This window comes from Haloferax volcanii DS2 (assembly GCF_000025685.1).
In the GTDB taxonomy this organism is placed as follows: domain Archaea; phylum Halobacteriota; class Halobacteria; order Halobacteriales; family Haloferacaceae; genus Haloferax; species Haloferax volcanii.
The window spans coordinates 1042422-1063599 of the sequence record NC_013967.1 but is presented as its reverse complement, the minus strand read 5'-3'; the positions used below and the strand labels follow the sequence as shown (position 1 = coordinate 1063599).

Genomic DNA, 21178 nt, shown 5'->3' with positions numbered 1-21178 from the left:
TTTCACACCCGATTCGACAGCGCCGGTTAGAGTTCGATGCGCTCGACGAGCCGGTCGTCGGACTTCGTGTTGACCGCGACGATGCGGACGTGGTCTTCGAGGCCCGAGCCGTCGAGTTTCGCCTTCAGGAGGTTGTCGACCTGATAGACGCCGGCGGCGTTGAGCATCTCGATTTCGACGAGGACCGCCGACTCCTCGCCGGGCTTGAGGACGACGTCCTTGATGGCGCGACTGGAGAGCGTGTTGATGCCGCGGCCTCCCTTCTCGTATGGGATGCGCGACCGGCCGCGCTCCATGTCGAGCGCGTCGGCGACGCGGATGACGCCGGCTTCGAGCGTGAGCGGGTCCTCCTCGCGGTGGTGACAGAGGATGGCGTGGAGGACTTCGGCCTTGATGCGAACCGCGTCGGCGAGGTCGTAGAACTCGGGGAGGAAGCGGTCGAGCACGTCCGACGCGAGCGGAATCGAGTAGTAGGCGTGGTTGTCGCGGTGGACGATGTGGCCGATGTCGTGGAGTTGCGCCGCGAGGGCGATGATGACCGGCTCGTCGGCCTCGTCGAGCCCCTGTTCGGCCGCGCCGTTGAACTCGCAGCCGCCGGCCTTGAGTAGGTCGTACAGCCGGAGTGCGCGGTTGAGAACGATTTCGATGTGCTTCGGGCCGTGGTCGTTGTAGCCCTTGCGCGTCACCGCGTTGACGTTCTGCGCTTCGAGGAGCGTCGTCACCTCCTCGTCGTCGAGGAGCACGGGGAGCACCTCGTTGAGCTTCTCGTCGGGGAAGGCGTGGTCCGCCTCGGGGTCGTAGACGCGGCCGCCGTTCAGGGTGTCTTCGGTATCGCTCATGACCCACAAGGTAGTCGCACGGAGAGAAAAGAACTTGGGCTCCGAATCAGGTGCGCTACCGCGTTACGCAGTACCGCGGCTCTACGCGGCCTCGCTCGGCGCTTCGAGTTTCCCAGCGGCGGCCTCGACGGCCTCGTAGTCGGGTTCGACGCCGGGGTCGTCGCTGACCCACGCGTAGGTGACCTCGCCGTCGCCGTCCACGACGAACACCGCGCGCTTCGCCACGCGGTTGACGCCGAGGTCCGCGAAGTCCATCGCCACGTCGTAGGCGTCGACGAGTTCGCGGTTCGTGTCGCTGATGAGGCCGAAGTTGAGGCCGTTCTGCTCGGCGAACTCCGTCAGCGTGAACGGCGTGTCGATGCTGATACCGTACACCGTCGCGCCGACGTCCTCGAAGTTCGCCATCTGGTCGCGGAACGTGCACATCTCGGTGGTGCACGTCCCGGTGAAGGCCGCGGGGAAGAACGCGAGGACGATGGGCGCGTCGTCGAGATTCTCGGAGAGCGTGAACGACTCGATGTCGCCGTCGATGTCGGTGAGCGGTGCGGTGAAGTCCGGGGCGGCGTCGCCGACTGATACCATACGAGGGTGTTCGACTCCGCCCACATTATTTCACCGTCGGCGGAAATTCAGGGGAACCGCCGACGGCGGGCTCGCTGGCCGCCCCCGCAGCGGCCGACCGACTGCGCTCGACACACCGGCCACAAGCTTTTCGTAGGAGTGACGCGCCGAGACGTGTCGATTCGGCGGATGCGGGCGTCCCGACGCGCCGATATTCCGTCTTTCCAGAACCCGTAGAAGGCAAAAAGCCTATAATTGCCACTAGGTAACGCAGAAATAGATGTTCGAGACCATCACCCCACTGTTCCCGGGACTCCCGGGCGGGCCCGAGCTGCTCGTCGTGCTGCTCATCGTCGTCTTGCTGTTCGGCGCGAACAAGATTCCGAAGCTCGCTCGGTCCTCCGGGCAGGCCATCGGCGAGTTCCAGCGCGGCCGCGAAGAGATCGAAGACGAACTGCAGGACATGACGGGCGACGACGACGAAGACGACGCGACCAGCGAGAGTTCCGCCGACTCGGTTTCGACCGACTCGGTTTCGACGGAATCGTCGAACTGACCACAGCTCACTGTCTCTCTTCTGTCCGCCCAGCGCGAACCACGCGATTTTTGACCGATCCTGAGAGACAGCGCCGTGGGGCGTGTGGCCTAGTGGACAGGGCGAGAGGTTCCTAACCTCTCGATCGCGGGTTCGAATCCCGTCACGCCCGCTTCTCTCACTGCGTTCGTTCAGCGGGCGTTCCTGCGTTCCACTCGCTTCGCTCGCGGGACTCACGCCATACGCCGACCCTGCTGGAGATAAATCCCTACTTTAACGGTGCGCTCGGCCGGGGAGTCGAGACCGACTATAGATAAATGAGTATAAAAATAGAACTTAAATAGAACTTAAATTGTGAGTTAATTGGGAAAAAGACTTTTCCATCGGCCCGAATACCCGGTGACAATGGCAACCGACGACGCCGACGGAGGAGACCAACAGGCGTTATCCGGCGATGTGACGTCGCCGGCGGAGAGTGACGCCGCTCCGAAGCAGGCGTCGAACGCGCGCGTCGGGTCGTACACGTGGGCCGACTTTCTCGACGAGTACGGGAGCGACGGCGATGTCGAATCCCTCTACGGGAGCGACCCGCGGACGCAACGCGACGCGCCCGGTACGTCCCGGTGGGAAGACGACGACGGGTCGGCGTCGACGCCGACCCGGGCCGACTGGGACCGCGTCGGCCTCGACCCCGAGGAGTATCTCGACTGTCACCCGGTCGACGTGGCGGCGTTCGTGGGCGACCGCGGCGCGCACGCGAAGAACCTCAATGAGCAGTTCGAAGCCTTCTGCGACCCCGAGACGACGCCCGTCGTCAAGGGCGTCTGGCTGTGGGAACACTACAAACGCGAGTACTACTACGAGGACGACGGCGCTCGGCCGCGGGATTCGGCGAGCGAAATCGTCCCCTTCGACGGCGAGGCGGCGCTGGGCTTCGACCCCGACCACATCGAGAACGCGGTCGCGCGGGCCGGCCAGCGCGCCGAGGAACTGGCCGCTGTCGTCGACGAGCGAACGGTCGACGTCGACCCCGAGTTCGACGAGGACGCGTTTTTCTCCAGCGTCGACGGCACGACCACGCTGGCGAACCGCTACGACCTCGAAAAGGCCGTCCCGATGGAGAAGAAGACGCACTTCCGCGAGGTCGAACGGTACTGGGTGAACAAACCCTACGCGTTCGTCATCATCTTCCACTCCGTCAAGGAGAACGAAAAGAAGTACTACGTCGTCGAACCGCACCTGAACCGCATCGAAGACGACCTGACGGAGTTCCTCACCAACAAGCTTCGGACCGCCATCAAGTACGGCGACGACAGCGTCGTCGAGGGCGGCCGCGACAACCGCGGGCGGGTCATCGAGGCCGAGACCTACGAACTGCTCTCGCGGTACGACCTCTACGACCCGCCGGCGTCGGCGTCCGCGGCGGCCGGAGACGACGGTTCGACCGCCGACGCGGCCGCTGACGCTGACGGCGCGGCGGAGTCGTCGGGCCTCGCGTCCCGGCTCGGGCTGGGCGGTCTCTTCGACGGCGGCAACGGCTCGTCGGCCGACGGTTCGACGACCGCCGCGACCTCCGGGCGGTTCGTCGGTCTCGGTTCTCGGTTGGGGCTGAACTCAGTCTTCGGCGGTCGCGCACGAACCGCCGACGAGGACGAACCGCTCGGCGGCATCGACGGCATCGCGGCCCGACCCGAGTCCGCGGTCCTCGCCGACGACGCCGACGTCCTGAACGACTACCAGGTGCGGAAGCTCCAGTACTACCTCCGCCGCGACTTCATCGGCTACGAGCGCATCGACGGCATCAAACACGACATCAACGTCGAGGACATCTCCTGCGACGGCTACAACTCGCCGGTGTTCGTCTACCACTCCGACTACGAGCAGATTATCTCGAACATCTACCACGGCGAAGGCGAACTCGACGACTTCGTCGTGAAACTCGCCCAGCGCTCCGGGAAAGGCATCTCGAAGCGACGCCCGCAGGTGGACGCGACGCTCCCCGACGGGTCACGCGCACAGCTCACGCTCGGCCGCGAGGTGTCGGACCACGGGACGAACTACACCATCCGCCAGTTCAAGGACGTTCCCTTCACGCCAATCGACCTCATCAACTGGTCGACGTTCTCGCTGGAGGGGATGGCGTTCCTCTGGCTCTGCATCGAAAACGACAAGAGTCTCATCTTCGCCGGCGGCACGGCATCGGGGAAGACCACCTCGCTCAACGCGGTCTCGCTTTTCATCCCGTCGAACACGAAAATCGTCTCCATCGAGGACACCCGCGAGGTCGAACTGCCCCAGCGAAACTGGATTGCCTCCGTCACCCGGCCGTCGTTCGCGGACGACGACAAAGGCGACGTGGACGAGTTCGACCTGCTCGAAGCCGCCCTCCGCCAGCGCCCCGACTACATCGTCATGGGCGAGATTCGCGGCGAGGAGGGGCGGACGCTGTTTCAGGTCATGTCCACGGGTCACACCACGTACACGACGTTCCACGCGGACTCGGTCGGGGAGGTGCTCAAGCGGTTTACGACCGCGCCCATCAACGTCTCGAAGACGATGTTCACCGCCCTCGACCTCGTGTCCATCCAGACCTCGACGCGGGTCGGCGGCAACAAGGTGCGCCGGAACAAATCGCTCACCGAAATCAACCACTACGACCCCGAAAACGACGAGATTAACGTCCAAGACGTCTACCAGTGGCAGGCCGAGACCGACGAGTTCCTCCAGATGGGCTCGTCGAACACGCTCGAAGAGATAAAGTTCGACCGCGGCTGGAATCAGGAGACGGTCGAACTGGAGATATTCAAGCGACAGGTCACCCTCGCGTACCTCATCGACCGCGGGCTCAACACCTACACGCAGGTCGCAGCGACGTTTCAGGCGTTCATCAACGACCAGGACACCATCCTCGGGCTGATGGCGACCGACGACCTCGAACGCAGCCTCGAAGACCTCCGGGAGATGGAATCGGTCCACATCAACATCGACCCCGACAGCGAGGCGATGGTCCCCCGGCCCGACCCGCCCGAACACGTCCGGCAGTTGGCGAAGGATATCCTCCGCCGGGCCGAAGACGAACTGTTCCCCGACTACCGCGACCGCGACGTGGGCGAGGTCGCGGAGGCGCTCAACCACATGCGCGACGCCCCGGACGTGGAGGCGACCCCCGGCGAGCGGGACGAACTCGACTCGCTCGACGCGTCGAGCGGCGACCCAGAACTCGACGAGGGGCGCGACCGAGCCGAACTGGACGCGGGCGACGACACGCCCGAAATCGACGGCGACCGCGGCCCCTCGTCGCTCGACGGCGAGAGCGAGACGCCGGCGCTGGACGCGGGACGCGACGCCGACGAGGGCGACACCGACGACACCGCCTCTGACGACACCGACGCCGACGACGAACCGGGCGGTTTCGGAGACGACGACGGCCCGTTCGGGTTCAACGACGACGGCGTCTCGTTTTCCGACCCCAACGACGGCGCAGACCTCGACGACTTCTTCGGCGCGTTCGGTATCGAGGGGGGATCGGAGTCGGGAGCGGAACCGGGGTCGGAGTCGGGGTCGACCGCGGACCAGGACGACGAACCGGGCCGAAACGACGAGGGCGGCCACGAAGACGAGACGTGGGGCGGATTCGAGGCGGTCGATGCCGACGACCCCCCGGACGACGCGGGCGAGCGCGGCTCCGACTCCGGCGAGGGAGCGTAGATGAGCAATCTCGACTCGAGGACCTCGGGCGGACTCGACCGCAGTACCGACACCCTCGGCGACGCGTTCTACCCGCTGTTTCAGCTCCTCTTCGACGAGGACGGGGAGTTCGTCTCCGACATCGAAACGAAACTCCAGCAGGCCCGGATGCCCGACACCGTCGAACTCTACCTCTCGCGAGCGCTCGCGGTCGGCGTGCTCGTCGGGCTCGTGTCGTGGCTCGTCGGGATGCTCGTCGGTTACGGCGTCTTCGCGCTCGGGCTCGTCTCGGCGGACTCGGTGAGCCTCGGGATTCCGGTCGGGAGCGAGGCCACGGCGGACACGCTTCGGTCGCTCGCGATGCCCGCGGCGGTCGTCGTCTCGGGGCTCGTCTTCGGGTCGCTCGGCTTCGCCGGCGGGTTCGGGACCCTCGTCGCCATCCCGTACTCGACGGCGTCCGCCCGCAAACGCGAGATAAACATGCTCCTGTCGGACGCCGTCTCGTTCATGTACGCCCTCTCGGTGGGCGGGCTGAACCAACTGGAGATTCTGGAGGCGATGGCCCGCGCCGAAGACACCTACGGCGAGGTCTCTCGGGAGTTCCAGAGCATCGTCCAGGAGACGGAGTACTTCGGGACCGACTACCGCAACGCCATCCGCCAGCAGGCGCTTTTGACCCCCTCGGACGAGCTCTCGCAGTTCCTGACGGACATGCTCTCTATCGTCAACTCCGGCGGCGACATGCAGGGCTTCCTCGACGACAAGAAGGACAAGCACCTCCGAACCGCGAAACAACAGCAGGAACAGACGCTGGAGACGATGGAGCTGTTCGGCGAGATGTACATGACGCTGTCGCTGTTTCCGCTGCTTCTCATCATCATCCTCGTCATCATGAGCATGCTCGGTGAGGCTCAGTCGAGGCTGCTGTACGCGACCGTCTACGGGCTCATCCCGCTGACCGGCGTCGGCTTTCTCGTCCTCGTCTCGACGGTTAAACAGGACGAAATCGGCGACGGCTTTCTCAGCCCCGACGACGAGAGCGACCGCCTGCAAGGCCAACAGCGCGAGGGCCTCGTCCACATGGGGCTCGTCGAGAGCTACGTCGGCGAGTTCAGCCTCTTTTCGCGCATCAAGTCCCGCGAGGGGACGTTCAAGACGAGAGAGCTCCTGCGCCGCCCGCACCTGTTTTTCAAGCGGCATCCGCTTTTCACCCTCGCGTTGACGGTCCCGGCGGCGCTCGCGCTCCTCGGCGTCTCCGTCGCCGGCGGGGCCGCCCCGACGACGTGGGACGGGATGATTGCCAACCCCGTCTGGGGGACGTTCATCTGGTTTTACGTCCCGGTCTACCTCGTCGCGGTGCCGCTGACCGCCTTCCACGAGTGGAACGTCCACTCGCGGGCGGCCATCACCGGAAAGCTCTCCGACAACCTCCGCAAGCTGTCGAGCGCGAACGACACCGGCCAGACGCTCCTCGAATCCATCAAGACCGTCTCCGACACCTCCTCTGGGAAACTCGCCGACGAGTTCGAGGTGATGCACGCGAAGGTCCACTACGGGATGAGCCTCAAGGAGGCGCTCGTCGAGTTCAACAACAAATACCACATCCCGCGGCTCGCCCGGACGGTCAAACTCATCACGAAGGCACAGGAGGCGTCGAGCCAGATTACCGAGGTGCTGACGACCGCCGCCCAAGCCTCCGAGAACCAAGACGACATCGAGCGCGAGCGCATCTCGCGGACCCGGATGCAGGTCGCCATCATCCTCATGACGTACGTGACGCTGCTCGCGGTGATGGCCATCCTAAAGACGCAGTTCCTCGACGTGATGGCCGGGCTCTCGTCGCAGGCGTCGAGTTCCGGCGGCGCGACGACCGGCGGCCCGAGCTTCGGAGGCGGCATCGACCCCGACCTGCTGTCGCTTCTGTTCTTCCACGGCGTCACCATCCAGGCGATGCTGTCCGGGTTCATCAGCGGCTACATCCGCAACGCGGACCTCCAGTCGGGGGTCAAGTTCGTCGTCATCCTCCAGACGCTGTCGCTCGCGGTGTGGATGGTGGTCGGCTGATGCGGCGACGCGGCGGCGACGACGCCCGCGAGACGAGCGGTCGGAGCGCCCGCGCCCAGACGACCATCGACTTCGCCGTCGGCGTCGGCATCTTCCTCCTCGCGGTCGCGTGGGTCGTCGGCACCATCCCGCAGATTCTCGACCCCTTCGAGGCCGAACAGGACCGCCCGCTTGTCGCCAACCGCGCCGCCGACTCGCTCACCCAGCGCCTGCTCGTCGACGACGAGAACCCCGACGTGCTCGACCCGGTCTGTACCGAGGCGTTCTTCGACGGGGACTCGCCCGACGAGCCCCCCGGCGACTGCGACTACGGCAGCGCCGACCCCAACACCGCGACCGGCATCGGCGCGTCCTACGGGCTCAACGTCACGCTCTCACAGAACAGAAGCGTCGTCGAGACGACCGGCGAGCCGGTCCCGACCACCCGGAGCGTCGTCACCGCCCGGCGGGCCGTTCTCCTCGACGGCGACCTCCACGAGCTATCGGTGAGGGTGTGGTGACCGTGTCCCGCGCACAGGCCCACGCGCTCGAAGCCATCGTCGCCGCGATGGTGCTTCTCGCCAGCGTCACGTTCGCGCTGCAAGTGACCGCGGTGACGCCCCTGACCGCGAGCACGTCGAGCCAACACATCGAAAACCAGCAGGCCGCCGTCGCCGACGGCGTCCTGACGGCGGCCGCCGAGACCGGCGCGCTGAAGCGAACGGTGCTGTTCACGCACCCCGAAAACGGGAGCTTCTACGATATCGACGCGCGCGGCTACTACGTCGACGGCGGCCCGCCGACCGCCTTCGGGGAGATGCTCGACGAGTCCTTCTTGGACCGCGGCATCGCGTTCAACGTCTACCTGCACTACCTGCGCGACCGGGAGGTCAGGCGGACGACTCGCCTCGTGTACATGGGCGAGCCGAGCGACCACGCCGTCTCGCGGACCCGACTCGTGACGCTCACTGACGACGACGCGCTGACCGAACCGGGCACGTCGCCGGGCGGCGACCCCCGCGCGGTCGAGACGACGACGACGCTCGAATCGGTCGCCGCCGAGACCGACGAGACGTACTTCATACAGGACGGGAGCGCGGGACCGCTCTACGCCGTCGTCGACGTGGAGGTGGTCGTATGGCGGATGTGACCGACGACGCGTTCGAGCGCGCGAGCGACGCGGCTGACGACTCCCCACGTCTCGGCGGCGACGACCGCGGCCAGCTGATGCTCGTCGCCGCGCTCGCAATCGCGGTGCTCCTCGTCGGCCTCGCGCTGACGCTCAACACCGCGATTTACACCGAAAACCTCGCCACGCGCACGACCGACACGAACCTCGACGGCGCGGTGAATCACGGCGGCGCAGTCGAGGCGGGAGCGGGGACGCTCCTCGACGAGGTCAACCGCGAGGGCGGCACGTACGGCGAACTCGCCGGTTCGTTCGACGAAGCGTTCGGCAACTGGAGCGACGCGGCCGCGACGCTCGCCGCGGTCAGGGGGGCCGCGACGGACGCCGAGCGTGTCAGCCACGTCCGAGGCACGCGAATCTCCCAGCCCGACGCGGCGCGGAACTTCACGGACGGGAACGAGACGGCCGACTGGACGCTCGCGAGCGACGTCGGCGTTCGCGGCGTCCGGTTCAACGTCTCGCGCGACTCGCTTTCGACGTCGAACGCGTCGTCGTTCCACCTCGTCGTCGACGACGAGACGAACGCGGTCGAAACCGCGGTCTACCGGGACTCGTCTCGGGTCTTCGTGGCCGTCGAGGACGCCGGTGGCGTGGAGACGACTTGTAGCGTCGCGGCCGACGCGGGTGACTACGTCACGATTGACGTCGCCGACGGCCGACTCAACGGGACCGCCTGCGACCCGCTCGACGCGGTCCACACCGACCTCGACGGCTCGGTCACGGTCTCGTATCGGAATGCGTCGGAGGCCGAGGGGTCCTACGAACTGTACGTGAACGAGACGAACGCCACGGTCTTCGACGCGACGAAGTACGAACCCGCGGGAAGCGGGTCGTCGCCGGTCGCACAGGAGGCGCTGTACGCCGTCACCGTCTCGTACGTCTACGAGTCGGGCGAGATGTACGTCTCCCGAGAGCTTCGGGTCGCGCCGGGTGAGATTGCGTGACGCCGCCGACGCTTCCGGGCGACCGGGCTGACCGCGCTCGGCGCGAGAGGCGCGTGAGCCGCGCTCGGCCCCGCTCGACCGACCGCGGCGTCTCGACGGCGCTCGGCTACGTCCTCACGCTCACCATCACGGTCGTCCTCATCTCGGGGTTGATGGTCGCCGCCGGCGGGTTCGTCTCCGACGAACGCGAGCGAGTCACGGAGACGGAACTCGACGTCGTCGGCAACCGGCTCGCGGCCGGCATCGAATCGGTCGACCGAATCGGGGCCGCCCCCGGCGAGTCGCGGGTCGAGGCGAGGGTTCGGCTGCCGCCGCGAGTCGCCGGCACGACATACACCATCGAGGTGCTGCCGGCGTCGAACGAACTCGTACTTACCTCGACCGACCCCGAGGTGACAGTCCGCGTTTCCGTGGAGACGGAGACCTCGCTGGCCGCGAGCCGGGTCGACGGCGGCGACGTGACCATCACCTACGACCCATCGTCGGGCGTGGAGGTGGCGTCGTGAGCAATCGCGCCGTGAGCGACACGCTCGGGTTCGTCTTCGTCTTCGCCATCGTCCTCTCGATGGTCGGCCTCGTCACCGCCGTCGGGATGACCGGCCTCCAAGACGCCCGCGACGTCGAGCGCGTCAACAACGCCGAACGCGCCCTCGACATCCTCGGGGACAACATGGAGGACATCGCCGACCGCGGCGCGCCGAGTCGGGCGACCGAGGTGAAACTTCAGGACGCCAGCCTGACGCTCGACCGCCCCGTCGAGTTCGTCGTCTCCGGCGAGCGGACGGGAGACCCGTCGGTCAACTTCACCAACACCTACGAGGTGTCGCCAATCGTCTACGAGAGCGATTCCAGCGACGAGCGAGTCGTCTACGCGTTCGACGCGCTCTTCCGGACTCGCGGCGACACCGGGACGTTCGTCCGGCGGCCCTCGCTTGTGCTCACCGACGAGCGGGTGTTGATTCCGGCGTTCGTGACGCGGCCCGACGAGGAGGCGACGACCGCCGTCGGCGGGTCGGGAACGTTCCTCATCCGCGCCGACAAGGCTATGAGCGACGTGTTGGCCGCGCGGACCGAGGGCTCGTACGACGTGAACCTGACCGTTCGCTCCCCGCGCGCGGCGCTCTGGGAACGAGAGCTATCGAGCCGCCCCGACGTGACCTGCGACGATGTGGTTGAGCCGCCGGACGCGTACCCGAGCGTCTCGTGTTACGTGAACGGGACGGCCCGCGTTCACGTCGTCTCGACGTCGGTCGACATGACGTTCGCCGACTGAGTCGAACCGGACCCGACTCGGACCGCGACCGTCGGGTGGGCGGGCGGACCCGCTCACTCGACGTCGACTTCGACCTCGTTTTCCGTGACGTGCAGGAAGGTGATGAACTGGCCGCCCTCGGCCTGGTCGTAGTCGAGTTCGCCGCGCGAGCCGGACTCGTCGACGCTCTGGCTGTTGCCCGGCCCGTCAGTGACGGTCAGTTCGAACTGCGGGGCGGCGAGCGAGAAGTAGTGGTTGACGACGAACGCCATCGGGGCGGTGTCGCCGTCGGCTTTCGAGAACGTCTGGCCGCTGTCGGCGGCGTGCTCGTCGAAGGTGACGCTGTCGTAGGCCTCGCCGTCCGTGATTTCGGGGGCGAACTGCCACTTGTTCTGGTTACCGAAGCCCTTGTCCGACTGAATGTCACCGTAGGTCATCGTCTCCGAACTGGTGAAGTCGACGCTGAGTTCGGGGTTGCTCGCAGAGCAGTCGATGCTCACCGCGTCGCTCGTGTCCGGGTCGAGGTCGGTCGCCTGCCAGCCGTGGTACTTGCCGTCTTCGGTGGCGTAGTAGAGCGTCAGGTCGAACGTGCCGTCGTAGCTACCGCCCTTGCACTTGTCGTCCGCCTGCACGTGGAGTTCGAGGTCGCGCTGGTCGCCGTCGTAGTACATCCCCCACTCCATGTTCTGGAGGTGTTGGTCGTTCGAGAGCGTGAGCGTGAACGCCGAGACGTTGTGATTCCCGGCCATTCCGCGCACGTCGACCGAGGTGCCCTCGTTCGGCATCTGGAACTCGCCGACGAGGCCGAGGGTCTCCAGCTCCACGCTCGCGGTTTGGTTGGCGTCGTCGACCGTCACGGTCCCCTCGCTCCGCGACTCGAAGAACGCCGCCCACCCTCGGTAGTGGTCGCTGTGGACCGTCACGACGATTGTGCCGTTGCTGACCGGGTTGTCGTAACTGCCCGCTGTCTCGTTGTACGCCGCCGTCTCGTTCGGATAGATGCTCCGGGCACGTTTGGTCGCCGCGACCCGCGCCGACACGTCTCCTGACGACGACCCGTCGCCGGAGACACGGACGACCGGGAGCGTCAGCGTCGCCCCGCGGTAGTGGAACTCCGGCGGCGAGACCATCGTCGTGCCGCCGTCCTGCGTGCGCCAGACGCCGCCGCCCTCGTAGGCGATGCGGGCGTCGCCGTTGCGGTACTCGACGCTCCCGAGCGACTCGTTGTAAAGCGGTTGGTCGTCGCCGTCGTCGGTGTGATTCTTGTGCGTGATGCTCAGCCAGCCGCTGTCGTCGTCGACGACGTAGGCGCCGCCGCCGGTGCCGCTGAGGTCGACGTACTGCGTTTCGCCCTCGCCGAGCGCGGAGATGGCGACTCGCGAGTCGAACAGCGTCATCGAGTGCTCGGCGCGCGTCAGTTGGGACGCCTGTTTCGTCTCGTCGAGGGCGGGGCCGCCGAGCGCGACGACGGCAGTCGTCCCGGCGACCGTAATCGCTAACAGAAGCACCACGGCAATCGGCGAGGTCTGCGCCGTCCGGTCTCTGACGACGCGATAGACCAGTGGAACCCGGGGGCGACCGCTCATTACCTACCTGAAGGAGATGCGGGGTGAAAACCTCGCGGGGTACCTGACAGTCAGGTAAGTAGACCCGTCTGGTGACATCCTCCTCGCCGTAAACGGCGAGGCTTCCCACGCATGGGGAATACCAGTCAGTAGTCGCTGGCAGAGGGTTTCGACTCTTCGTAGGCCGTGAGCGTCATCTGCGCTGGTACGCTCGTCTCACGGTGAGTCGTGGCGGTGTCACAACTGCTCCCATCCCGTGGCGAGTCATCGCGTTCCGCCTTGTCAAGCGGGACGCTCTCTCCCCACGGGTCAACCCGTCGTGCGATATTAGCGGAAGCGTTGATGTCGGCCTGAAACGTCGAAACGTGGCAGTCGTCGTTCGGACACCGGAACTCGGCTTGTGAGTCCCGCCGACCGATACGGTGGCACGAGTGGCACGTCTGCGAGGTGTACGCCGGATTCACGTACTCGACCGGAATGCCTGCTTCCGTCGCCTTGTCCTCGATGCGCCCTTGGAGTCGGGCGAACGCCCACGAGTGAAGGCGACGGTTCATGTACTTCCCGTAAAGCCGTTCACGGATGTACGTTAAGTCCTCCATCACCAACACCGGGTTCTCGAACTGTTGGGCGTACTCGACGGCTTGCCGAGACACTTTCTCCACGATGTCGGTGAGCGCGTTCTGGTAGTGGCTGAATCGGTCTTCAATCCGCCACTCGGATGCGTCACGCTCTTGGAGTCGTTTCAGGGTCGTGTGCATCTCTTTGCGGAGATGCTTCGCTCTGCTTCCGCTACACACGAACGGATCAGTCGGAGAACCATCCTTGAGGGCACAGCCCGTGATGAGGGCGGTTTCTCCGATGTCTAAGCCGATGTGCGTGGCGTCACCCCGTCGCTGGTTCTTCGACCGGGTACTCGACGGTGACGTGCAGTACCCAGTTCTTCCGATGCTTCTGAAGCCGTATCTCACCCGCCTTCGCGTCCTCCGATACGAGGTCGTGCCAGAGGCCTTCCTGTTCGGGGTTGATACGGAGCGGTATCCAGAAGTTCGTTCCCCGACCGGGACGGGGAACACACCACGTGAACTCGTAGTCGCGTTCGGCGGAGTGGTCGAACTTCGCGGCTTGGTTCGTGAGCCGTATCGGGTGGCTGTCGTCCAACTCCTTCGCGCTGTACGTCTTGCGGAGTTTCGGGACGTAGTTGCAGAGCGCGGCTTTGGCCTGATACGGCAGGTCGTAGGGCGTCGCGATTTCACTCACCGCCGACATGGTACTCGCCCCGGCGTCGAACGCCTCTTGCAGACCGTCACGGTAGGTTTCCAGCAGGTCGTTGAGTTTCGACTGCTTGTGCGCGGTGGGTGGCGCGAACGCCGCCTGCAACGTCTTCGTGACGGTCGGAGACACGCTACTGCTCCTCCACGTACTTCATGAGTACGTCGATACTCACTTGGCCGGTGGTGGCGAGGAAGTATCCCGGTTGCCAGAACGCTTTGTCGAGCGCCTGCCGAACCTCGGGGTTCTCGTCGCGGATTTTGCGGGACGTAACGCCCTTGAGTGAGTTGATGAACTTGGTGAGGTCGGTCGTTGGCTTCGCCGTGAAGAGGATGTGAACGTGGTCGCTTCCGCCGTTGACGTTCTGGATGTTCACGCCGAAGTCCTCGGAGATGTCGCTGGCAATCTCACCGATGCGCTCTGCGATTTCGTCGGTGAGGAGGTCTGCGCGGTACTTCGTGACGGTCACGAAGTGATATTGGAGCGCGTAGACCGTGTGCGACCCGGTTTCAAGGTTGTACTTCATTTGGCCGTGCTAGTTTCTACACACCCAATTCTAATAAAGGCTCGTATTCGTGGGGTATTCGGCCTGCAACCGACGGTAGAACGTGAGGTAGTTGTCGGCTTCACGCCCGCCGTAAACGGCGGGATTCTCGCCTTGAAAAAAAGGAAGCGAGTGGACTCGCCGGGACTGAGCAAACCGGAGGTTTGCGAAGGTCGTGAACGGAGTTCACGGGATTTGAACTCACTCGCAGATCAGAGATTTGCTCGCTGCTCAAATCTCGCCTCGAACAGGCCCTAATTCACTCTGGCTTCTCGACTCGCTTCGCTCGTTGGAAGTCCAGAGAGAGATTAGTGGACTCGCCGGGAGTCCCGCCAGCGAAGCGAGTGGGACATCAGCGAGTCCACGAACGACTGAAGGGAACGAAGTGACCGAAAGGAAGTGAGTGGACTCGCCGGGATTTGAACCCGGAACCAGACGTGCTCGCTCACTTCGTTCGCTGTGCGCGACTGGTAGGGCTTCAAATCCACGCGCTCGCAACGGCGAGCGCTCGGCTCGTCAATTTCTTCACTTCGTTCAGAAATGGACTCGCCGGGATTTGAACCCGGGGCCTCTCCCATGCCAAGGGAGTGATCTACCCCTGATCTACGAGCCCGCATCCTCCGATAGCCGTCGCCCGTTTAGAAGCCCTTCGATTCCGACCGGACCGAGTCGCGGTCAATTCGGAGCCGAGTCGAAACGGTTTAACCCGGCGCGCGTGGACAACCCGATGGGAATCCAGCACGGCCGCAAATCTGACTCGCCCAGTTTGGGCTTGGGATTGCGGTAGTGCCCCGGTAGTCGGTGATACGACTGCGGGGTACTCGTTTCTGCGGTCAGTGCGGTTCCAACCCGCAACAATGGCACGAATGCACACCCGCCGCCGTGGCTCGTCCAGCTCGGACAAGCCGGTGGCAGACGAAGCACCGGAGTGGAGCGACGTCGACGCGGCTGACATCGAAGCCCGCGTCGTCGAACTGGCAGAACAGGGCAAGGACCCGAGCCAAATCGGCCTGTCCCTGCGCGACGAAGGCGTCAAGGGCGTTCCCGTCCCCGATGTCAAGCTCGCCACGGGCAAGAAGGTCACCACCATCCTCGAGGAGAACGACGCCGCAGGCGACCTCCCCGAGGACCTCCGCAACCTCATGGAGCGCGCCATCCGCCTCCGCGAGCACATGGAGGAGAACCAGCAGGACAAGTCCAACCGTCGCGCGCTCCAGAACACGGAGTCGAAGATTCGCCGCCTCGTCTCGTACTACCGCGGCGACAAGCTCGACGACGACTTCACGTACAGCTACGACGTCGCTGTCGAACTCCTCGAAGAATAACTGAATGTCCGTGAGCCCCGCCGAACAGACACCCGCCGCCGACGCCGCCGCGACCCTGCGCGAGGCGACGTTCGTTCGCCTCCGCGTCCACGGGTGCGGTGCCGCCGTCGCAGCCGCGGGTGTCGTCGGACGGGCGCTCAGGACACTCGACGTCCCCTTCCGCATCCGCGCGACCGACGCCCCGGACACTGTCGCACACGACGACGTTGTGGCAGTCGTCGGGCTGTCGGACGCCGATGCGGACCTCGAACTCGACCCGAACGACGCCGTTTCGGTCGTCCGCGAACTCGGGGTCGACCCCGACCCGGCGGTCGCGCTGGCCGGCCTCCACGCCGCCGGCACGACACCGAAGGAAGACACCGACCTCGCGGACGCCGCGGCCGACGCGGGCGTCGAAGCCGGACCCGGCGTGGCCGTCCCCACGGGCGACCTCGCAGACGGGCTGGCGCATTCGACGCTCGTCCACGCGCCGTTTTCGGCCGACAGGGAGCGCGCGCAGGCGGACCTCGCCGAACTGTCGCTCCCGGCCGAACTCGACGCCGACGCCCGTAGGCGCGTCGCTTCCCTCGTCGCCATCGACGCGACGAGCGGCGAGGCGACCGCTCGCGCGGCGACCGCCGTCGAGCGCGTTTTGGGCCCGGAGACGACCCCGAACGGGCCGTTCGAAACCGTCGGCGGCTTCGCCGACGTGCTCGACGCGACCGTCCGGGAGTCGCCCGGGACCGCCGTCGCGCTGGCGCTCGGACACGACGTTCGCGACGCCGCGCTCGACGCGTGGCGCGACCACGCGCAGGCGACCCACGCCGCGCTCCGCGGAGCGACGACGGGCCGCTACGAGAGCCTCTCCGCGCTCTCCTGTGACCTGTCCTCGCCGGGGCGACTCGCCACGGTGGCGAGACTCGCCCGCGACTTCCGCTCGCCCGAGCCGACCGTTCTCGCGGTCGGCGTCGGTGCCGCGGCCCTCGTCTCGACCGGCCCCGCCGGACTCGACGAGGACCTCGCCGCGGCCGCGAGCGACCTGCCGGCCGCGTCCGCGACCGGGTCGCCGTCGGAGGCGACGATGACGTTCGACTCCGCGGCGGAGCCGAGCGATGTCGTCGCGGCCGTCAGGGAGGTGCGCCGATGAGCCGGCGTGCGACCCTGCGGACGACCCACGACGACGCCGACATCATCGCCGGCGCGCTCGAACCGGACAACACGGAGTCGATGCACAGCCGAGTCGAGGGGGACGAACTCGTCACCACAATCGAACGCGATTCGACCGGCGGCCTGCACGCCACGGTCGATGACTACGTCGTCAACGTGACGGTCGCCGAGACCGTCATCGAAGCCACACGAACGCACACAGACACTAACCATGAGTGAACGATCCGTCTCCAAGCAGAAGCGCGGAAAGCGATGGTACACCGTCATCGCTCCCGAGAATTTCGACCGTAAGGAACTCGGTTCGACCTTCGCGGACGAACCCGAGAAAATCAGCGGTCGCACCGTCGAGTCCACCCTCGGCGACCTCAACGACGACCAGGGCGCGAACAACGTCAAGCTCACGTTCAAGATTACGGACGTGGGCAGCGACGCCGCCTACACCGAGTTCATCCAGCAGGAGCTCACCCGAGACTACCTCCGCAGCCTCGTCCGCCGCGGCGCGTCCAAAATCGAAGCCAACGTCACGGCCATCACCAAGGACGACTACCGCGTCCAGCTCCAGCCCGTCGCCTTCACGACGAAGAAGGCCGACCGGAGCCAGGAACACGAGATTCGTCGCATCATGACGGAACTCACCCGCGAGGCCATCACGGGCCACACCTACGACGCGCTCACCGAGAGCGTCGTCGAGGGTCGCCTCTCGTCGGCCATCTACGGCGACGCGAAGGTCATCTACCCCCTGCGCCGCGTCGAGGTCAAGAAGTTCTCCCTCGAAGCCCGTCCCGAAGAGGTCGAGGCCGAAGAGGAAGCCGCCGTCAGCGTCGACGAAGACGACGTCGCAGTCGACGTCGACGACGAAGAGACCGAAGCGTAAGCCTGTCTCGTCGACGGCCCGACTTCGAACTTCGGCTTTTTATGCGACCGCGCTTCGAGCGGGAGCCACGCCGCGCTTCAATCAGGTGCTACCTCCCGGAGCCGACGCTGCGCGCCGGGGCTACTCTTCGACGACGATGGTGCCGACCATGCCGGCCTGCTCGTGGGGGATACAGAGATACTCGTACTCGCCGGGCACGTCGAAGCTGTACGTGTAGGTCTCGCCGCTGCCGATGAGCCCGCCGAGCGAGTTGGAGTAGGCGTCGCGGGCGGCCTGTTCGGTCTCGTAGCCGCCGCTGGCGAAGAACGCGGCTCCCTCGGGGAGGGTGCCCTCGTAGGCGGTGACGGTGTGGCCGCGGGAGCTCGTGTTGCGCCAGACGACCTCGTCGCCGGCCTCGACGGTCACCGTCGGCGGGTCGAACGCGACCGCGGTCATCCCGATGTCGAAGTCGTCGCCGGACGCCGTCAGGGTCGCACAGCCCGCGAGGCCGGCGGTTGCCGCCGCACCGGTCGCCGCGAGGAACTGACGCCGTGTCCGACCGCCGTTCGAAGACCCGTGGTCTCGCATGGTCGCTTCTCGGGACGCGACCGATAAATGTCGCATGGTTCGCCCGGCGAACCGCCGAGCGGGGCGAAACGCGCCGACTCCGACCGGGGCGGGCGGTAACGACGCGGAGCCGCGGGCTGACGGACGGAACGTAAGAGGGAAAGGGCAGGTACGCAATCGCATCGGTATGAGACCCCGATTCGTCGGTCGGTTGGGCCCCGCCGACGTGGTCACCGCCGGGAACGCGGCGCTGGGATTCGTCGCCGCGGTGTTAACCGCGGTCGACGTGCACCTCGCGGCCAAGGTCATCCTGCTCGCCGCGATGGCCGACGGCCTCGACGGCGTGGTCGCCCGACGCTACGGTGGGACCGACGCCGGGCCGTACCTCGACTCCCTCGCGGACGTGGCCTCCTTCGGCGTCGCCCCGGCGCTGCTCGTCGTCGCCGTCGTCCGCGAGATGTGGGGTTTCGACCGGGTCCGAGTCGTCGCCGGCGTCGGCGTCGCCGCGCTGTTCGTCGCGGCCGCGGTCGTCAGGCTGGCGCTCTACACCGCCTACGACAGCGGGTCCGACGAGACGGTCGGGGTGCCGACGACGCTCGCCGCGACGATTCTGTCTGCGGGCGTCCTCGTCGGCTTCGTCGAGCCGATGTTGCTCGTCGGCCTCTCGGCGGTTATGGCCGCGCTGATGCTCTCGGACGTGACCTACCCCGACCTCCACGCGCAGGACGCGCTCGTCATGGGTGTGGTGCAGGGCCTCGCAATCGTCTGCTCGGGGACGCTCGGTGAGGGCTTCTCGTTCGGCCTGCTGTTCTTGGCGCTCGGCTACCTGTTTCTCGGGCCGCGCTTCTACTGGGCGTGACCGGGGCGGCGGAACGGAATGCGCCCGCTTACATCCCCATGTCAGCCGCGTCCTCCGGGACGGGCAGGTCGTGCGGCGACGCGCCGAGGAGTTCCGCGGCGTGGTCCAGCGCCATGTCGAAGCCGTAGTAGCGTTCGAGTTCGTCGCCCTCGGCGGTCGGGCGGACCTTCAACATCGCGTAGCCGTCGATGTTCTGGGCCACGGCGGCGGTTCGGCCGTCGCGGTCGAATTCGAGGACGCGCTCGGCGTCGGTGACGTAGTACCGCGCGGTGACGCCGTTCTCCTCTGCGGTTGCGTCGGTCATGCGAGGCGCTAGGGAGCACGGGCTGTCTAAACTATCGGTTCCGGCGGACTGGCGTGGGAGAGCGTGGCTGGACGTGACGGAGCAGACCGGCGGGCCGGCGGAACGAAAGTGACGTGTGTCTCTCCCACGAGACGGGAGCCATGTGGTTTCAGAGCGGCCGTCGGCGCGACCTGTGTGCCGTCCTCTACGACGCGGGCGAACTCCGCGGGCAGAAGCTGAAGACCCGGTTGGAACGCTACTACGACCTCCGAATCGACCCGCAGTCGTTCTACGGGACGCTCGACGCGCTCGTGGAGGCGGGCCACCTCCGACGGCGGACCGAGGGCATCCACGACGTGTACGGCCTCACCGACACGGGCGCAGAGCGGGTCGAGTCGTACCACGCGTGGCTCGCGGAGCGAGTCGCAAACGGGGCGCGGGGCGCGGAGGACGCGAAGGGGACGAACGAATCGGTCGTCGACTGACGTTACTTCTGGAGCCAGTCGCCGATGGTGTTGCGGAGAATCTCGCTCGTCCCCTCGTAAATCTCGTTGAGCTTCGCGTCGCGGTAGTAGCGCTCGGCGGCGAAGTCCTTGGTGTAGCCGTAGCCGCCGTGAATCTGGATGCCCTCGTTGGCCACCTCGCGGCTGATTTCGCTGGCGTAGAGCTTCGCCTGCGCGGCCTCCTTGATGAACGTCTCGTCGCGCATCTTCAGGTCTGCGGCCTTGTGCATGAGGAGCGTCGCGGCCTGCACCTTCGTGTCCATGTCAGCGAGTTCGTGTTTGATGGCCTGAAAGTCCCCGATGGGCTGGTCGAACTGCTCGCGCTCGCCGGCGTACGTCACGGCGTCGTCGAGGGCGGCGCGGGCGATGCCGATAGAGCGCGCCGCGATGGTGATGCGGCCGCCGTTGAGCGTCTTCAGCGCCTGCACGAAGCCGTCGCCCTCGCCGCCGAGGAGTCGGTCTTCGGGGATGCGCATGTCGTCGAAGCGGAGTTCGGCGGTCGGACAGCCCTTGTCTCCGAGTTTGTGCTCCGTGCCCTCGACGACGAAGCCGTCGTCAACCTCGGGCCGGACGACGAACGACGAGATGCCCTTGTTACCCGCGTCGGGGTCGGTCTTGGCGAAGACGACGACCGTGTCGGCGACCGAGCCGTTCGAAATCCAGAGCTTCCCGCCGTCGACGACGTACTCGTCGCCGTCCTTGACAGCCGTGGTCTCCATAGCGGGCACGTCGCTCCCCGCGCCGGGTTCGGAGAGCGCGAACGCGCCGATGTCGGTGCCCTCGTTGAGCGGGGTCAGATACGTCTGCTTTTGCTCCTCGTTGCCGAACTCGTAGAGCATGTTGCCGGCGAGGCTCGTGTGCGCGGCGACGATGGTGCCGAGGCCGCCGGAGCCGCGGGAAATCTCTTCGAGGCCGATGGCGTAGGAGTGGTAGTCGAGGCCGGCACCGCCGTACTCTTCGGGGAAGGGCATACCCATCAAGCCGAGTTGGCCCATCTCGGCCACGAGGTCGGCGGGGAACTCGTCGGTCTCGTCGATTTCCGCCGCGCGAGGTTTGACTTCCTCGTCGACGAACTCCGAGACCATCTCCTTGATTTGCTTCTGCTCCGCAGTGAGCGCGAAGTCCATGTCTGAATCTTTCATCGACTATGCTTATGGTTTTCTCCTGCGCCGTCTCGGCCGTCCGCGGATGCGGCCCCCCACGAGACTTTTTAT

General features: G+C 66.1%; 21 protein-coding genes, 2 tRNA genes and 1 pseudogene. 15 read left to right on the top strand and 9 right to left on the bottom strand.

All coding sequences use genetic code 11. From position 1 onward, the window contains the following. Nucleotides 1-26 precede the first annotated feature (26 nt). Both HVO_RS10295 and HVO_RS10290 read right to left on the bottom strand, forming a co-directional pair. Nucleotides 27-839, bottom strand: a complete 813-nt coding sequence (locus HVO_RS10295; protein ID WP_004043777.1) for an HD domain-containing protein — start codon at nucleotides 837-839, stop codon at nucleotides 27-29. Between the two features lie 81 nt (nucleotides 840-920). Continuing rightward, nucleotides 921-1421, bottom strand: a complete 501-nt coding sequence (locus HVO_RS10290) for a redoxin domain-containing protein (RefSeq protein ID WP_004043778.1) — start codon at nucleotides 1419-1421, stop codon at nucleotides 921-923. Nucleotides 1422-1680: 259 nt separating this feature from the next. On the opposite strand from HVO_RS10290, the gene tatAt reads away from it, so the two are divergent. The 9 genes from tatAt to HVO_RS10245 all read left to right on the top strand — a co-directional run bounded on the left by tatAt (nucleotide 1681) and on the right by HVO_RS10245 (nucleotide 11071). Further along, complete coding sequence (gene tatAt / locus HVO_RS10285) at nucleotides 1681-1956, top strand: Sec-independent protein translocase protein TatAt (protein ID WP_004043779.1); 276 nt, start codon at nucleotides 1681-1683, stop codon at nucleotides 1954-1956. 78 nt (nucleotides 1957-2034) lie between these two features. Continuing rightward, nucleotides 2035-2107, top strand: a tRNA-Arg gene (locus tag HVO_RS10280). Between the two features lie 233 nt (nucleotides 2108-2340). Beyond that, nucleotides 2341-5643 carry an ATPase, T2SS/T4P/T4SS family gene (locus HVO_RS10275; protein ID WP_004043780.1) on the top strand — a complete coding sequence of 1101 codons (3303 nt, stop codon included), beginning with the start codon at nucleotides 2341-2343 and terminating at the stop codon, nucleotides 5641-5643. Continuing rightward, the gene (locus tag HVO_RS10270; RefSeq protein WP_004043781.1) at nucleotides 5644-7686 is read left to right on the top strand and encodes a type II secretion system F family protein; all 2043 of its coding nucleotides are present in this window, start codon (nucleotides 5644-5646) and stop codon (nucleotides 7684-7686) included. After that, nucleotides 7686-8186 carry a DUF7287 family protein gene (locus HVO_RS10265; protein WP_004043782.1) on the top strand — a complete coding sequence of 167 codons (501 nt, stop codon included), beginning with the start codon at nucleotides 7686-7688 and terminating at the stop codon, nucleotides 8184-8186. Before HVO_RS10270 ends, HVO_RS10265 begins: the two co-directional genes overlap by 1 nt. After that, entirely contained in the window at nucleotides 8180-8815 is a 636-nt protein-coding gene (locus HVO_RS10260) for a DUF7288 family protein (RefSeq protein ID WP_004043783.1), read from the top strand. The genes HVO_RS10265 and HVO_RS10260 overlap by 7 nt, the downstream gene beginning before the upstream one ends. Continuing rightward, nucleotides 8803-9798, top strand: a complete 996-nt coding sequence (locus HVO_RS10255) for a hypothetical protein (protein WP_004043784.1) — start codon at nucleotides 8803-8805, stop codon at nucleotides 9796-9798. The genes HVO_RS10260 and HVO_RS10255 overlap by 13 nt, the downstream gene beginning before the upstream one ends. Beyond that, nucleotides 9795-10304, top strand: coding sequence for a DUF7266 family protein (locus HVO_RS10250; protein WP_004043785.1), 510 nt, complete (start codon nucleotides 9795-9797; stop codon nucleotides 10302-10304). The genes HVO_RS10255 and HVO_RS10250 overlap by 4 nt, the downstream gene beginning before the upstream one ends. Then, nucleotides 10301-11071 carry a DUF7289 family protein gene (locus tag HVO_RS10245; protein ID WP_004043786.1) on the top strand — a complete coding sequence of 257 codons (771 nt, stop codon included), beginning with the start codon at nucleotides 10301-10303 and terminating at the stop codon, nucleotides 11069-11071. Before HVO_RS10250 ends, HVO_RS10245 begins: the two co-directional genes overlap by 4 nt. A gap of 53 nt (nucleotides 11072-11124) precedes the next feature. Here HVO_RS10245 and HVO_RS10240 read toward each other — a convergent pair whose 3' ends face one another. The 4 genes and pseudogenes from HVO_RS10240 to HVO_RS10225 all read right to left on the bottom strand — a co-directional run bounded on the left by HVO_RS10240 (nucleotide 11125) and on the right by HVO_RS10225 (nucleotide 15041). Continuing rightward, complete coding sequence (locus HVO_RS10240; RefSeq protein WP_049914876.1) at nucleotides 11125-12636, bottom strand: DUF7289 family protein; 1512 nt, start codon at nucleotides 12634-12636, stop codon at nucleotides 11125-11127. A gap of 125 nt (nucleotides 12637-12761) precedes the next feature. Then, nucleotides 12762-14016 (bottom strand): annotated as a pseudogene (locus HVO_RS10235) (RNA-guided endonuclease TnpB family protein). 1 nt (nucleotide 14017) lies between these two features. Continuing rightward, on the bottom strand, nucleotides 14018-14410 hold the full coding sequence (gene tnpA / locus HVO_RS10230) for an IS200/IS605-like element ISHal1 family transposase (RefSeq protein WP_004043788.1): 393 nt from the start codon (nucleotides 14408-14410) through the stop codon (nucleotides 14018-14020). A 559-nt stretch (nucleotides 14411-14969) separates the two neighbouring features. Continuing rightward, nucleotides 14970-15041 (bottom strand) — tRNA-Ala (locus tag HVO_RS10225). A 244-nt stretch (nucleotides 15042-15285) separates the two neighbouring features. Between HVO_RS10225 and HVO_RS10220 the strand changes: the two genes are divergently transcribed. Genes HVO_RS10220 through HVO_RS10205 form a run of 4 tightly spaced genes read left to right on the top strand, consistent with a single transcriptional unit; the run spans nucleotide 15286 to nucleotide 17773 of the window. Beyond that, entirely contained in the window at nucleotides 15286-15753 is a 468-nt protein-coding gene (locus HVO_RS10220) for a 30S ribosomal protein S15 (RefSeq protein WP_004043790.1), read from the top strand. A 4-nt stretch (nucleotides 15754-15757) separates the two neighbouring features. After that, the gene (locus HVO_RS10215; protein ID WP_004043791.1) at nucleotides 15758-16879 is read left to right on the top strand and encodes a hypothetical protein; all 1122 of its coding nucleotides are present in this window, start codon (nucleotides 15758-15760) and stop codon (nucleotides 16877-16879) included. Next, nucleotides 16876-17118 (top strand): KEOPS complex subunit Pcc1, encoded by a 243-nt coding sequence (locus tag HVO_RS10210; protein WP_004043792.1) that lies wholly within the window; start codon nucleotides 16876-16878, stop codon nucleotides 17116-17118. The genes HVO_RS10215 and HVO_RS10210 overlap by 4 nt, the downstream gene beginning before the upstream one ends. Continuing rightward, nucleotides 17111-17773: a 30S ribosomal protein S3ae gene (locus HVO_RS10205; protein WP_013035666.1), complete on the top strand. Its 663-nt coding sequence runs from the start codon at nucleotides 17111-17113 to the stop codon at nucleotides 17771-17773. Before HVO_RS10210 ends, HVO_RS10205 begins: the two co-directional genes overlap by 8 nt. 120 nt (nucleotides 17774-17893) lie before the next feature. Here HVO_RS10205 and HVO_RS10200 read toward each other — a convergent pair whose 3' ends face one another. Beyond that, nucleotides 17894-18340 carry a cupredoxin domain-containing protein gene (locus tag HVO_RS10200; RefSeq protein WP_004043793.1) on the bottom strand — a complete coding sequence of 149 codons (447 nt, stop codon included), beginning with the start codon at nucleotides 18338-18340 and terminating at the stop codon, nucleotides 17894-17896. 166 nt (nucleotides 18341-18506) lie between these two features. Here HVO_RS10200 and HVO_RS10195 point away from each other — a divergent pair, with 166 nt between their 5' ends. Next, nucleotides 18507-19178 (top strand): protein sorting system archaetidylserine synthase, encoded by a 672-nt coding sequence (locus HVO_RS10195; protein WP_008605767.1) that lies wholly within the window; start codon nucleotides 18507-18509, stop codon nucleotides 19176-19178. A 28-nt stretch (nucleotides 19179-19206) separates the two neighbouring features. Here HVO_RS10195 and HVO_RS10190 read toward each other — a convergent pair whose 3' ends face one another. Continuing rightward, nucleotides 19207-19482: a DUF7111 family protein gene (locus tag HVO_RS10190; protein WP_004043795.1), complete on the bottom strand. Its 276-nt coding sequence runs from the start codon at nucleotides 19480-19482 to the stop codon at nucleotides 19207-19209. 140 nt (nucleotides 19483-19622) lie between these two features. Between HVO_RS10190 and HVO_RS10185 the strand changes: the two genes are divergently transcribed. Next, nucleotides 19623-19946: a hypothetical protein gene (locus tag HVO_RS10185; protein WP_004043796.1), complete on the top strand. Its 324-nt coding sequence runs from the start codon at nucleotides 19623-19625 to the stop codon at nucleotides 19944-19946. A 2-nt stretch (nucleotides 19947-19948) separates the two neighbouring features. Here HVO_RS10185 and HVO_RS10180 read toward each other — a convergent pair whose 3' ends face one another. Next, nucleotides 19949-21091, bottom strand: coding sequence for an acyl-CoA dehydrogenase (locus tag HVO_RS10180; RefSeq protein ID WP_004043797.1), 1143 nt, complete (start codon nucleotides 21089-21091; stop codon nucleotides 19949-19951). Between the last annotated feature and the right edge of the window lie 87 nt (nucleotides 21092-21178).